Source organism: Janthinobacterium sp. HH102 (genome assembly GCF_001758625.2).
Taxonomy (GTDB): domain Bacteria; phylum Pseudomonadota; class Gammaproteobacteria; order Burkholderiales; family Burkholderiaceae_D; genus Janthinobacterium.
Genome location: NZ_CP062062.1, coordinates 5963790 through 5976110, shown reverse-complemented (window position 1 = coordinate 5976110; position 12321 = coordinate 5963790). Strand labels below are relative to the sequence as shown.

The window sequence follows — 12321 nt, the reverse complement described above, 5'->3', positions numbered from 1 at the left end:
CTCAGTCGCTGAAGTGGTCGAACGAGCTTAGTTGTAAATCCAGCGGCTGTCCGGCCGCATCCACCAGCCGCAAGCCTGCTTGCGTCTCGATGCGGCCCACGCGCGTGGCGGGCGTGCCGCAGCTGATCGCCAGTGCGGCGATGGCGTCGCGCGACGATGCGGGCGCCGTGAAGCACAGTTCATAGTCGTCGCCGCCGGCGGCCGTGTAGCGGCGGCGCAGGCCTGTTTCCTGCCGCGCCAGCACGGGGCCGGCCGGCAGGGCGTCGACGTCGAGCGTGGCGCCCACCCGCGACGCTTTCAAGATGTGACCGAGGTCGCCGACCAGACCGTCCGAAATGTCGATGGCGGCATGCGCGAGGCCCGCTTCGGCCAGCGCGCAACCGAGCGCCACGCGCGGCGTCGGTGTGTGCATGCGCGCGCCTGCAGTGGCCAGGTCGGCTGGCGACAATTCCTGCTCCATGCGGTAGCCGGCCAGCGCCAGGCGCGCGTCGCCCAGGGTGCCGCTGACCCAGATGTCGTCGCCCGCCACGGCCGCGCTGCGGCGCAGGGCCTGGCCCGGCGCCAGTTCGCCAAACACGGTGATGCAGATATTTAAGGAGCCCTTGGTGGTGTCGCCGCCGATGAGTTCGCAATCAAACGCGTCGGCCAGCGCGAACAGGCCGTCGGCAAAGCCGGCCAGCCAGGCGCGTTCCGCTTGCGGCAGGGCCAGGGCCAACGTGAATGCCACGGGACGCGCGCCCATGGCGGCCAGGTCGGACAGGTTCACGGCCAGGCTTTTATGACCGAGCATGCGCGCATCGGCGCCGGCAAAGAAGTGCCGGTCCTCGACCAGCATGTCCGACGAGATGGCGATCTGCTTGCCGGCCGCTGGCGTCATCAGCGCGCAATCGTCGCCGATGCCCAGGGTGGCGCGGCCGGGGCGCTGGCGCACGAAATAGTGTTTGATCAGGTCGAATTCGGAAAGCGCGTCGTGTGGGGCCATGGCGTGGTCAGTTCGTTGAGTGATGGTGTGGCCCGGCTATTATAGGCTGGCCTACAATACAGGCCTTTGTCACTGCCGAGCAACTTGCCATGCCCCTTTCCGATATTCACGTTCTACTGCAATCCTGGCTCGACCACGGCTGGCTGCGCGACCCGCAAGCCGTCGGCTTGAACACCTTCGAGGCGCAGGAGCTGGTAGCGCATGGCTTCGACGCCATCAGCGACGGTGGCCAGCTGTGCCTGTACGAGGACGAGCGTATGTTCCGCAGGGGCAAGCGGCCCGTGCAGGCGTCGTTCAAGGCGTATCTGCAGCGCGGCCAGCTGGGCGCGAATGGCCTGGACCTCGGTTATCAGGTGCACCTGGCCGGTTTCCTGCGCGCCGCGCGGCAGCCCTTGCCCGCGTTTCGCGTGCTGCTGGAACAGGGCGGCCGCAGCGGCGCCCTGCTGTTCGACAGCGGCCTGGTGCTGCAGTTTGCCGCCAACTTGCGCGGCAAGCCCCGCCATTACTATCTGACCCTGGTCGAAGGGCACGTGGCCGACGCCGAGCTTGCGGACCGCGACAGCGATATCGACTTGCGCGCGGCCAGCGTGGGCCATGTCCAGGCCCTGTACGACAGCCGCGATCCTGCCGACCTGCAGCGCCTGGCCCGGCGCGGCAATGCAGCGCTGCGCGAGCTGGCGCAGCTGCTCGCTGCTTAGCCCTTCTTCGCCTGTGCCATGCCTTGCAGCAGCTTGGCCAGCAACTGGTCGAGCTGGCGCTGCTCGTCCGCGCTCAAGGCCGACAGCATGGCGCGCTCGTTCTCCACGTGCAGCAGCACCAGCTTTTCAATCAAGGCCAGTCCCTGGGGTGTCAGGGCCACCAGCACGCCGCGCCGGTCCGTCGGGTGCTTCTGGCGTTCGATCAGGCCGGCCGCTTCCAGCCGGTCGATGCGGTTGGTCATGCCGCCCGAAGACAGCATGGCCGCCTCGTACAGGGCCGTCGGCGTCAGGCTGTAGGGCGCGCCCGAGCGGCGCAATGTCGCCAGCACGTCGAATTCGCCCGGCTGCAAGCCGTGTTCGGCGAACAGGGGATTGAGCCAGTCACGCGCCATCAACTGCGCCACCGTGCCCAACTGTCCCACCAGCTGCATGGCGCGCGTATCCATCTGCGGCAGCTCGCGCTGCCATTGTGCGGCGGCAAATTGCGCGCGCGTGTGTTCTTGCGGGGTATCCGTCATGGTGTAGGCATTTATCTCGACATCAAGATAGATTTCTATCTTTATGTTAAGATACTTTTCATCAAGTGATTATGTCACGCATTAAACCATGTGCCTCCCTGCGAGGCAAGGACTACTCTGCCATGCCTGTTGAACGCCCCGTCTCTTCCCCGCTGCCCTCGTCCACCCTGCTGGTGGCCGCCATCATCCTGCTGGGCCTGAATTTGCGCCCCATCCTGGCCGCCATCGGCCCCTTGCTCGACAGCATCCAGGCCAGCACGGGCCTCAGCAATGCCGACGCGGGCTTGCTGACCACCGTGCCCGTGTTCGCCATGGGCGTGTGCGCGCTGGCGGGCGCCCAGCTGCAGCGCCGCTTGGGCGTGGCGCGCGGCATCAGCCTCGGCATCGCCATCATCGCTGCCGCCTGCGCCTTGCGCTGGCCCTTGCACGGCAGCGGCGGCCTGATCGCCACGGCGGCCCTGGGCGGCCTGGGCATCGCGCTGGTGCAGGCGCTGCTGCCGGCCTTCATCAAGCGCCATTTCCCCGAACGGGCGGGCCAGTTGATGGGCTTTTATACGACGGGCATCATGGGCGGCGCGGCCATCGCGGCCGCCTCCGCTTCGCCCTTGGCGCAAAGCTGGGGCTGGCAAGCGCTGCTGGCCCTGTGGGCGCTGCCCGCCGTGGCCGCCGCGCTGCTGTGGCGCCGCGCCGCCGCCTCGCGCGTGGAGGTGACCGGCGGCGCGGGCGCCAGCCTGCCCGTGGGCAGCCGCCGCGCCTGGCTGCTGATGGTGTTCTTTGGCATCGGCACGGGGGCGTACACGCTGGTGCTGGCCTGGCTGCCGCCGTTTTATACGGAACTGGGCTGGAGCGCGGCCGACAGCGGCTTGCTGCTCGGTGGCCTGACCCTGGTGGAAGTGCTGGCGGGACTGGTGATTTCCAGCATCATCCACCGCTTCCCCGACCGCCGCATCCTGTTATTGTCGGTCTTGCTGGCCGTGCTGGCCGGCCTGGCTTGTCTGATCGTGGCGCCCGCGCAGCTGGCCATTCCCGCCGTGATCCTGCTCGGCTGCGGCATCGGCGCGCTGTTCCCCCTGTCGCTGATCGTCAGCATGGACCACGTGCGTGACCCTGCCGGCGCCGGCGCCTTGCTCGGCTTCGTCCAGGGCGGCGGCTACATCATCGCCAGCAGCATGCCCTTCATCGCCGGCCTGATCCGCCAGCATTCGTCCAGCCTGGCCCAGGCGTGGATGGTGATGGCGGGCGGCGTGGTGCTGTTGCTGCTGATCGCCGTGCGCTTCGCGCCGGGGGCGCGGCTGGCCGGTGCGCGCTAGCGTGCGCATGGCGTATCGGCCAGCTGATATATTTCGGCTATGAACATCGTCGACCACTATTTAGCCGGCTTGCGCCAGGCCATGCCGCCGGAACCGCTGGCGGAGCTGGCGCTGGCCAGCGGCGCCAGCGCGGCGCAACTGGCCAGCTTGCGCCAGGCGTATCCGCTGTGCCCGGACAGCCTGCTGCGCCTGCTGGGCCAGTACAACGGCACGTATTATCAGGAGTATGCGGGCGGCATGGTACTGGTGTACATGCTGGGCTCGGACGTGTTCGAGTACCCGTATTACCTGAGTTCCGTCGAACAGATCCTGGAAGACCGGCAAGCGAACCAGCGCAGCATCGCCGATATCTACGGCCATTACCTGGACGACGACCCCGGCATCGTCGATACCCGCATCGACGCGGGCATCCAACAGGGCCAGCGCCTGTGTTTTTCGCATTGCATGAACAATGGCGGCTCGTCGCGCCTGTATGTCGATTTCACGCCCACGGCGTCGGGCAAGGTGGGGCAGGTCGTGCGCTTCCTGCACGATCCTGATAGCTACCTGGTCATCGCCGACAGCTTCGACGCGTATCTGCAGATGCTGATCGATGACGGCTACGGCTTCCTGATCGATGACAATTTCGAATAAGCGCGCCGCGCCGCCGTCCCTGCTGCCTGCCAACCGCCGCATCGTGCTGTCCGGCGAGGATGCGCTGCGCATCCTGCGCGAGATCGAATTCCTGCTGCAGTCGCTGCAGCACATCGGCCGCCATTATTATCCCGACGGCGACGATGACGGCGCCGATGCCCTGCGCCGCGCCCGGTATTGCGCGGAGACGACGCGCTTCATCGACGAGGAGCAAGCGACGACGCGCCTGGCGCTGATGCGGCGCATCCTGTCCGCCCCCTTCGACACCAGCCTGGGCCACGACGACATGGACGATCTCGAGCGCGCCGTCGCCGCGCTGCCGCTGTGGCGTGCTCCCGGTGACTGATCATAAAAACTAATTGAAATCTAAAATTTGATAGTTTTTCCTGTTCAGGACGTTTGTGCCGCCGGACGGCCTTACAATGCTAGGTTATGCGTTTTCGTGATATCAGACTGTGGCTAGCGGAAAATACCTAGCTAATTGAAAGAATCGGTCTGATAAAATCCGGAACACCCGATCGACCAAACAGGAAGGCAGCACAGCATGGATTCGTCATCTGATAAAAAAGAAGAATTGCGTCAACAATTGCGCTTGGCCGCACTCGAGTATCACGAGTGCCCGCGCCCCGGCAAAATCAGCGTGACGCCGACCAAACAACTGACCAACCAGCGCGACCTGGCACTGGCCTACTCGCCAGGCGTGGCGGCACCGTGCGAAGAAATCGTCATCGATCCGGCGAATGCCTATAAATACACGGCGCGCGGCAACCTGGTGGCCGTCATCACCAACGGCACGGCCGTGCTGGGACTGGGCAATATCGGCCCGCTGGCCGCCAAGCCGGTGATGGAAGGCAAGGGCGTGCTGTTCAAGAAATTCGCCGGCATCGACGTCTTCGACATCGAAATCAACGAATCGGATCCCGATAAACTGGTCGACATCATCGCGTCGCTGGAACCGACCTTCGGCGGCGTGAACCTGGAAGACATCAAGGCGCCCGAGTGCTTCTACATCGAGCGCCAGCTGCGCGACCGCATGAAGATTCCCGTCTTCCATGATGACCAGCACGGCACCGCCATCATCGTCGGCGCGGCCATCCTGAACGGCCTGAAAGCCGTCGGCAAGAAGATCGAGGACTGCAAGCTGGTGGTCTCGGGCGCGGGCGCCGCGGCGCTGGCCTGCCTGGACCTGATCGTCGACCTGGGCTTCCCGTTGAAAAACATCTACGTCACCGATCTGGCCGGCGTGGTCTACAAGGGCCGCGCGGAACTGATGGATCCGGACAAGGAACGCTTCGCGCAAGACACGCCGCTGCGCACCCTGGGCGAAGTCATCCCGGACGCCGACATCTTCCTCGGCGTTTCCGCCGCGGGCGTGCTGAAACAGGACATGGTGCGCAAGATGGCGCCGAACCCGCTGATCCTGGCGCTGGCCAACCCGAATCCGGAAATCCTGCCGGAAGAAGTCAAGGCCGTGCGCAGCGACGCCATCATCGCCACGGGCCGTTCGGACTATCCGAACCAGGTCAACAACGTGCTGTGCTTCCCGTACATCTTCCGCGGCGCCCTCGATTGCGGCGCCACCACCATCACGCGCGAGATGGAAATCGCCGTGGTGCACGCGATCGCCGACCTGGCGCATGCCGAGCAGTCCGACATCGTCGCCACCACCTACGGCATCAGCAACCTGTCGTTCGGTCCTGAATACCTGATCCCGATGCCCTTCGATCCGCGTTTGCTGATCAAGATCGCGCCGGCCGTGGCCAAGGCGGCCGAGGATTCCGGCGTCGCCACGCGTCCGATCAAGGACTTGCAGGCGTACGCGGACAGCCTGCAGCAATTCGTCTACCGCAGCGGCACCTTCATGAAGCCGCTGTTCCTGATGGCCAAATCCACGCCGGCCGAACTGAAACGCATCGTCTACGCCGAAGGCGAAGAAGAGCGCGTGCTGCGCGCCGTGCAAGTGGTGGTCGATGAAAAACTGGCGCGTCCCATCCTGGTGGGCCGTCCGCCCGTGCTCGAAGCGCGCATCCAGAAGTTCGGCCTGCGTCTCAAGCAAGGCGTCGATTTCGACGTCATCAACCCGGACTTCGACGAGCGCTATCGCGATTACTGGAACACGTACTACGCCATGACCAGCCGCAAGGGCGTTACCGAGGAATACGCGAAGCTGGAAATGCGCCGCCGCCACACCCTGATCGGCTCGATGATGATCCACAAGGGCGACGCGGACGGCATGATCTGCGGCACCTTCGGCACCACCCAGCTGCACCTGAAATACATCGACCAGGTGCTGGGCAAGCGCGCCGGCAGCAACGTGTATGCCGCCATGAACGTCTTGATCATGCCGGAGCGCCAGCTGGTGATGGTCGACACGCACGTCAATGAAAACCCGGACGCCGAGCAGCTGGCCGAGATCACCATCATGGCCGCCGAAGAGATGACCCGTTTCGGCCTGTCGCCGCGCGCGGCCCTGCTGTCGCACTCGAACTTCGGTTCCAGCGACAGCGCCTCGGCGCAAAAGATGCGCGCCGCCCTGGCCATCGTCAAGGAACGTGCGCCGGACCTGGAAATCGACGGCGAAATGCACGGCGATACGGCCCTCGACAGCAAGCTGCGTCAAAAGATCATGCCGAATTCGGCACTGAAGAACGACGCCAACCTGCTCGTCATGCCGAACATCGAATCGGCCAACATCGCCTACAACCTGGTGAAGACGGCGGCCGGCAACGGCATCGCCGTGGGTCCGATCCTGCTCGGCTGCGCCAAGCCCGTGCACATTCTGACGCCATCGGCCACCGTGCGCCGCATCGTCAACATGACGGCCTTGTGCGTGGTCGACGCAGTGGCCCAGCGTAAGGTCTAAGCGTTAGCTGCACATGAAAAGCCGCCCCATCCGCAAGGAGGGGCGGCTTTTTTACGTCGGTGGCACGGGCAGGGCCGTGGCGGCCGGATGGCGGCGCAGGTAATAGTGGCGGTACAGCATGATCTCGCCCCATACCAGCAGCAGCGCGACCAGCGCGAACAGGGCCAGCGTGATCTTGAGCGAGTTGAAATACGCGCCGGCCTGGCGCTTGATGGCGTCGACGAAAATCATCGGCACTGACTTGTCGAGTTTGCTGAAGTCGGCCTGGCGCGCCACGTCGGTGGTCAGGCGCACGGCCAGGTCGGTGCCCAGCGCGGCCAGCTCGCCCGTCGCCTGGCCACGGAAGTTGGCGCCCTTGAGCGCTTCGCCGAGCAGGCCGACCCTGGCGATCAGCTGTTCCTGCAGCACTTGCGTCAGCAGCACGCTGCCGCGGCGCAGGATGAATTCATTGATCCAGTGCGCCTTGCTGCGTTCCCAGTAGCTGCTGGACGTGGGCTGGTAATACATGCCTTGCACGTAGGGTTCGAGCAGGCTGCGCACGCTGATGGGCTGGCCCGGGGCGATCAGCTTGACCTGCTGCTCCAGGTAGACGCGCAGCGCCGGCATCTGCGCTTCGACCACCGGCTGCAGGTCGCGCTCGAGGGCCTGGTTGACCATGCGGTGTGCGCTGTGCACGGCGCCAAACCCGCCGCCGAGGAGCGGCAGCGCGAGCAGGATCAACACATAGCTGAGCTTGGCGGCCACATGCCAGGCGCGCGGACGGCGCACGAGCAGGCATTTTCTGGCCAGCTGGTAGCAGATGCCGAGCGCCAGCACAAAGCCGAGCATGCCATACAGCAGCATCGATGGCAGGGCGGTCCACAGCAGTTCACTGCCGAACGGCGCCAGGCTGCTGCCCCAATTGATCATTTGTTGCTTCATCTACATTGCCTTGATATGGAAAATCAGGCAAGTATAGCCATTGTGCAACAGAACGTGGCGCGCGGGACCTCAGTGCGCCATCAGCACGGGCAAGGTCATCTGGCGCAGCACCGTTTCCGTCACGCCGCCCAGCAGGATTTCGCGGAAGCGGGCGTGGCCGTAGCCGCCCATGCCCAGCAGGTCCGCATGCACTTCGGCCGTCATGGCCAGCAGCGCCGCGCCGACGTCGCCCGTGGTGACGGCGGGGCGCACCTCCACGGGTACGCCATGGCGGCTCAGGTAGGCGGCGATGTCGGCGCCCGGATGGCGGGCCGGCTGTGCGTGGCCGGCCGGCGGGTGCAGCAGGGCCAGCACCACCAGGCGCGCCGCGCGCAGCAGGGGCAGGGCGTGGCCGATGGCGCGCGTCGCTTCCATGCTGCCATCCCAGGCCACCACCACGGTGTTGTCCACTTGCGCGAATTGACCGCTGCGCGGCACGATCAGCACGGGACGGGCCGCGTTCAGCATGACGTAGGGCACCAGGTCGCTCATGGCGCCGGGCAGCGCTTCGCTGGCGTCGTGCTGGCTGAGCACCGTCAAGTCGCTGTAGCGGGCGCTGACGGCCAGGCCGCCATCCTCGTCGTCTTCGATCAGGCGCCGCTCGAGCGAAACGGCGCCCGCCTGGCGCGCCAGCGTTTCAAACTGGTCCAGCGCCTGCTCCGCCTGTCCGTGCAGGGCGGTAATTTGCGCCGCCACGGCGCCGCCGCGCATGCCGCGGTTGTTTTCCAGGGTAAAGCGCGACACGCCCGTCATGGCGGCGCCGATCAGGTGCGCCTGGTGCGTGTGCGCCAGCCGCGCCGCGATGGCGACGCGCTGCGGCGCATGGCGCGACAGGTCGGCGTGGACGAGGATGGATTTGTAAGCCATGGTGTCATTCGCTAGTCAGGGTGGCAACAAGGCTAGAACGGCAACACGGGCAAGTCCAGCATTGCCGTGCCGGCGGGCGGTTTTCTTATGCGGGGCTTGACGTGGGTCAAAAAAACACGGGCGAGGGCCTTTCGCAAGGCGATAGCCAGGAGATTGCGAGCTGTTTGATGTGCATCAAAATGCGGGGTCCGCCACCAGCCATAATGGCCTTGAACTCCTTGCCCTTCCAGTGGTCTGCATCGGCGCCGGCGCCATCTGTCCGGCACTTCCTTGTGTGACGCAACAACGCTGGCCGTGGCGGGAGTTCAATTCTCGGCGCCTTGCCTGGAGTCATGCTACATTCGCGTCCTGTTTTTCTGAAAGGATGACGATGCCTTTAGGTAATAACGGTAACAACTTCTTGCAGCACAATCAGCAAGCCTGGGATGCCCAGGCTGCACGGAACAGCCCGTGGTCGCAACCCGTCGATAGCGCCACCATCGCCGCGGCCCGTGCCGGGCAGTGGCAAATCCATCTGACGCCCGGTCCCTTGCCAGCCGGCTGGCTGGGCGAGGTGCGCGGCAAGCGCATCCTGTGCCTGGCCGGTGCCGGCGGGCAGCAGGCGCCCGTGCTGGCTGCCGCCGGCGCGCACGTCACCGTCTTCGATCTGTCTGAACAGCAACTGGCGCAAGACCGCATGGTGGCCGAACGCGACGGCTTGCAACTGGCCACCGTCCAGGGCGATATGCGCGATCTGGCCTGCTTTTCCGACGCCAGCTTCGATGTCATCATCCACCCCGTGTCGAACCAGTACGTGCCCGATATCGCTCCCGTGTGGCGCGAATGCGCGCGCGTGCTGGCCGATGGCGGCGTGCTGCTGAGCAGTTTCTTCAACCCAGCCGTCTTCATCGGCGACCGCGATCCGCAATGGGCACAGCAGGGCTTGATACGGCCACGTTTCGTGCTGCCGTATTCGGATGTGGAGGATATGGATGCCGATGCGCTGGCGGCGCGCATGGAAAAGGGCGAGGCGCTGGTCTTCGGCCACAGCCTGGACAGCCAGATCGGCGGCCAGCTGGCGGCGGGCTTCGTGCTGGCCGGTTACCACGAGGAAATGCATCCCCACCCGCGCTTTGAAATTGAAAAATTCCTGCCCAGCTTTATTGCCACGCGGGCCGTCAGGCTGGCGCGCGCGGTATAGCGATCATTAGTTGTACGGCTGCAAGTCCAGCCAGACGGCGTACGACAGGCGCTTACCGTTCCACAGGCCGCCGCCGCGGATGACGGCGTCGCACGAGGTCAGCTGGCCTACCAGATCCATGCGGCCCAGGTTGCGGCGCAGGCGCAGGGCGTCGTTGTGCGACAGGTAGCCCACCAGCAGGCCGTCGATGAAGACGGCGATGGCCTTGTCCTGGAACGGGTTGGCATCGTCGCAGACGAGCAGGGCCAGGCATTTTTCTTCCGCGTTGCCGGGGCCGTGTTCGCCGGCCAGCCTGGCGATGGCGGGTTGGTACATCGCTTCGTTTTCCACTTCCGACGCAAAGCGCCCTTCATCGCTCCAGTGGTGCGCCGGTGCGCCCGCAGGGATCGCCGGCACGTACTGGCGCACGGAGACGAGCGGCTTGTGCAGCGGTTTGACGGGCGTGCGGCCGCTGAAGACGTAGTACAGCAGGGCGATGACGATCACGATGGCAAGCAGGTAAAGCATGGTATCTCTCTGATTTCGAAGGGGGAAGCCGGGATCGCGGGCATGCCGCGCGGCGTTGCCGCTACTATAGCAAGTTCGCCGCCCGGTCCCGGGTAAATCTGGCCATCAGATGACGCCGCCGGCGCAGCGCCAGCGGATCGTTCAGCACGATGGGCGAGGCGCCCGTCAAGCCCGAATAATACTGGCCGTGCCGGCGCAGGACGAAGGCATAGTCGCGCAGCGCGTGGCCGTGCGCCAGCATGCGCGCATCGCAATCGACCTCGATGGCAAAGCGCAGCCGGTGCAGCTGCCACCACAGGGGCACATTCCACGGCATGATCACGATCAAGCCGTAGGCCAGGGCCAGCAACTGCGGATCGCGCGTGGCTAGCCGGCATTGTGCATGCGCCAGCAGCAGCGCTTGTTGTTGGGGAGGAATCAGTTGCAGCCAGACGGGCATCACGATGCGCGGTCGCAGCAGCCCCGCCACGCAGGGGCCGATGCCGCCGCTCAAGTACACTGGCGTGCCCAGCAGCGATGTTTTCTGCCAGCGGCGCTGGTGCGACAGCAGCCAGATGCTGCGCAGCGCCAGCAGCAAGAGCATGCCGCTCGATAAGACAAACCAGCCCAGTTTCAGCTGCGCCTGCTCCGCCGGCATGGCCTTCAGCACGCCGGGCAGCCACGCCAGGGGCAAGATGACGGACGCGGCGATGGCCGCCAGCCACAGCCAGCGTGTCGTGCGCCCGCGCCGTTGCCGCGCGCGCTCGGCGCGCCAGGCGGTAGCGCTCAACAGCAGCGCCAGCGCCAGCGCCATGCAGCACAGCAGCCAGACCGGCATCGGGCGCCTAGCGCTTCAGCGCCATGCCGACGGAGGCGGGCGCCGTATGCTTGAAACCGAACTGCGCGTACAGGTCTTGCGCCTGGCCATCGGCGATCAGGCTGACGTACGCGCTTTCCGGCACGTCGCTGTCGATGAACTGGCGGATTTCGCGCATGATCAGCTTGCCCAAGCCCTTGCCCTGGTGGGCCGGCAGCACGGCGATATCGACGACCTGGTAAAAACAGCCGCCATCGCCGATGACCCTGCCCATGCCGACGACCTCGTCGCCATGCAGCACTTGCACGGCAAACAGGGAATTCGGCAAGCCCTTGGCCGCCGCCTCCGCGGTTTTTGCGCTCAGCCCGGCGGCGACGCGCAGCTGCTGATAGGTGGCGATGGAGGGAATGGCCAGGCGGGTGGTGTAGGGCGATGCGGCAGTCAAGACGGTCTCCTGTGCAATATGGATGGAATGGCCATTATAGGCGGCGAGCGCGGCCGGCGGCGGCACGCTTTATTCGCCGCGCCCTATGTCGTGCGCGGCGCTTTTGCGCTATGGTGGCGTCATTCATTTATTTGTTGAAAGCATGCCATGTCCGCAGGATTTACCGCCACCGAGTTGTCCGTCATCCATGAAGACGACGCCCTGATCACCACCCTGGCCGCGCCAGCGGGCAAAGGCGAGCCCGTCTACCTGATGCTGCAGCGCGCCGATGAATACGACGAGCAGGACGTCGCCACGGGCATGGACGAACCGTATATTGAATATGGCGGCCAGGAATTTGCGTGGTATGGCCACATGCACGCCGTGATCCTGCATCCGAACCGCCTGTCCGTGCAGATGGATGCCGAGGCCGCCATGCAGATGGATGACGACGGCCAGATCGACGTGCGTTTCAACTTGACGTCCGAGCGCTACGCCCAGCTGCAGCAGGCGCTGCGCACCACGTTCGAGGGCTGCGACTACTATCGCGAAGAACGTTGATCTGCGCGGACGGCGCCAGCCA

At 65.4% G+C, this 12321-nt stretch carries 14 protein-coding genes; 7 read left to right on the top strand and 7 right to left on the bottom strand.

What is annotated here, in order from left to right; all coding sequences use genetic code 11:
* Position 1 precedes the first annotated feature (1 nt).
* On the bottom strand, positions 2-982 hold the full coding sequence (gene thiL, locus JAB4_RS27205) for a thiamine-phosphate kinase (RefSeq protein WP_070220313.1): 981 nt from the start codon (positions 980-982) through the stop codon (positions 2-4).
* An 89-nt stretch (positions 983-1071) separates the two neighbouring features.
* Here thiL and JAB4_RS27200 point away from each other — a divergent pair, with 89 nt between their 5' ends.
* Positions 1072-1680, top strand: coding sequence for a hypothetical protein (locus JAB4_RS27200; RefSeq protein ID WP_070220312.1), 609 nt, complete (start codon positions 1072-1074; stop codon positions 1678-1680).
* Here JAB4_RS27200 and JAB4_RS27195 read toward each other — a convergent pair.
* Positions 1677-2198 carry a MarR family transcriptional regulator gene (locus tag JAB4_RS27195; protein ID WP_070220311.1) on the bottom strand — a complete coding sequence of 174 codons (522 nt, stop codon included), beginning with the start codon at positions 2196-2198 and terminating at the stop codon, positions 1677-1679. The genes JAB4_RS27200 and JAB4_RS27195 overlap by 4 nt on opposite strands.
* Before the next feature lie 122 nt (positions 2199-2320).
* Between JAB4_RS27195 and JAB4_RS27190 the strand changes: the two genes are divergently transcribed.
* The 4 genes from JAB4_RS27190 to JAB4_RS27175 all read left to right on the top strand — a co-directional run bounded on the left by JAB4_RS27190 (position 2321) and on the right by JAB4_RS27175 (position 7004).
* On the top strand, positions 2321-3508 hold the full coding sequence (locus tag JAB4_RS27190) for an MFS transporter (protein ID WP_070220310.1): 1188 nt from the start codon (positions 2321-2323) through the stop codon (positions 3506-3508).
* Positions 3509-3547: 39 nt separating this feature from the next.
* On the top strand, positions 3548-4141 hold the full coding sequence (locus tag JAB4_RS27185; RefSeq protein ID WP_070220309.1) for an SMI1/KNR4 family protein: 594 nt from the start codon (positions 3548-3550) through the stop codon (positions 4139-4141).
* Positions 4125-4487, top strand: a complete 363-nt coding sequence (locus tag JAB4_RS27180) for a hypothetical protein (RefSeq protein ID WP_217494577.1) — start codon at positions 4125-4127, stop codon at positions 4485-4487. The genes JAB4_RS27185 and JAB4_RS27180 overlap by 17 nt, the downstream gene beginning before the upstream one ends.
* Positions 4488-4685: 198 nt before the next feature.
* Entirely contained in the window at positions 4686-7004 is a 2319-nt protein-coding gene (locus tag JAB4_RS27175) for an NADP-dependent malic enzyme (RefSeq protein ID WP_070220307.1), read from the top strand.
* 51 nt (positions 7005-7055) lie between these two features.
* Here JAB4_RS27175 and JAB4_RS27170 read toward each other — a convergent pair whose 3' ends face one another.
* Together JAB4_RS27170 and JAB4_RS27165 are read right to left on the bottom strand one after the other, a co-directional pair.
* Positions 7056-7925 carry a hypothetical protein gene (locus JAB4_RS27170; protein WP_070220305.1) on the bottom strand — a complete coding sequence of 290 codons (870 nt, stop codon included), beginning with the start codon at positions 7923-7925 and terminating at the stop codon, positions 7056-7058.
* A gap of 69 nt (positions 7926-7994) precedes the next feature.
* The gene (locus JAB4_RS27165; protein WP_070220303.1) at positions 7995-8831 is read right to left on the bottom strand and encodes a universal stress protein; all 837 of its coding nucleotides are present in this window, start codon (positions 8829-8831) and stop codon (positions 7995-7997) included.
* Positions 8832-9195: 364 nt separating this feature from the next.
* Here JAB4_RS27165 and JAB4_RS27160 point away from each other — a divergent pair, with 364 nt between their 5' ends.
* Positions 9196-10011, top strand: coding sequence for a class I SAM-dependent methyltransferase (locus JAB4_RS27160; RefSeq protein WP_070220301.1), 816 nt, complete (start codon positions 9196-9198; stop codon positions 10009-10011).
* A 6-nt stretch (positions 10012-10017) separates the two neighbouring features.
* On the opposite strand, the gene JAB4_RS27155 is transcribed toward JAB4_RS27160, so the two are convergent.
* The 3 genes from JAB4_RS27155 to JAB4_RS27145 form a co-directional block, all read right to left on the bottom strand.
* Positions 10018-10518: a hypothetical protein gene (locus JAB4_RS27155; protein WP_070220299.1), complete on the bottom strand. Its 501-nt coding sequence runs from the start codon at positions 10516-10518 to the stop codon at positions 10018-10020.
* A gap of 64 nt (positions 10519-10582) precedes the next feature.
* A complete protein-coding gene (locus tag JAB4_RS27150) occupies positions 10583-11335 on the bottom strand; it encodes a M56 family metallopeptidase (protein ID WP_070220296.1) in 753 nt (250 codons plus the stop codon).
* Positions 11336-11342: 7 nt separating this feature from the next.
* Positions 11343-11759 carry a GNAT family N-acetyltransferase gene (locus tag JAB4_RS27145; protein WP_070220730.1) on the bottom strand — a complete coding sequence of 139 codons (417 nt, stop codon included), beginning with the start codon at positions 11757-11759 and terminating at the stop codon, positions 11343-11345.
* Positions 11760-11906: 147 nt separating this feature from the next.
* Between JAB4_RS27145 and JAB4_RS27140 the strand changes: the two genes are divergently transcribed.
* Positions 11907-12299, top strand: coding sequence for an Imm10 family immunity protein (locus tag JAB4_RS27140; protein ID WP_070220294.1), 393 nt, complete (start codon positions 11907-11909; stop codon positions 12297-12299).
* The last annotated feature ends 22 nt before the right edge of the window (positions 12300-12321 follow it).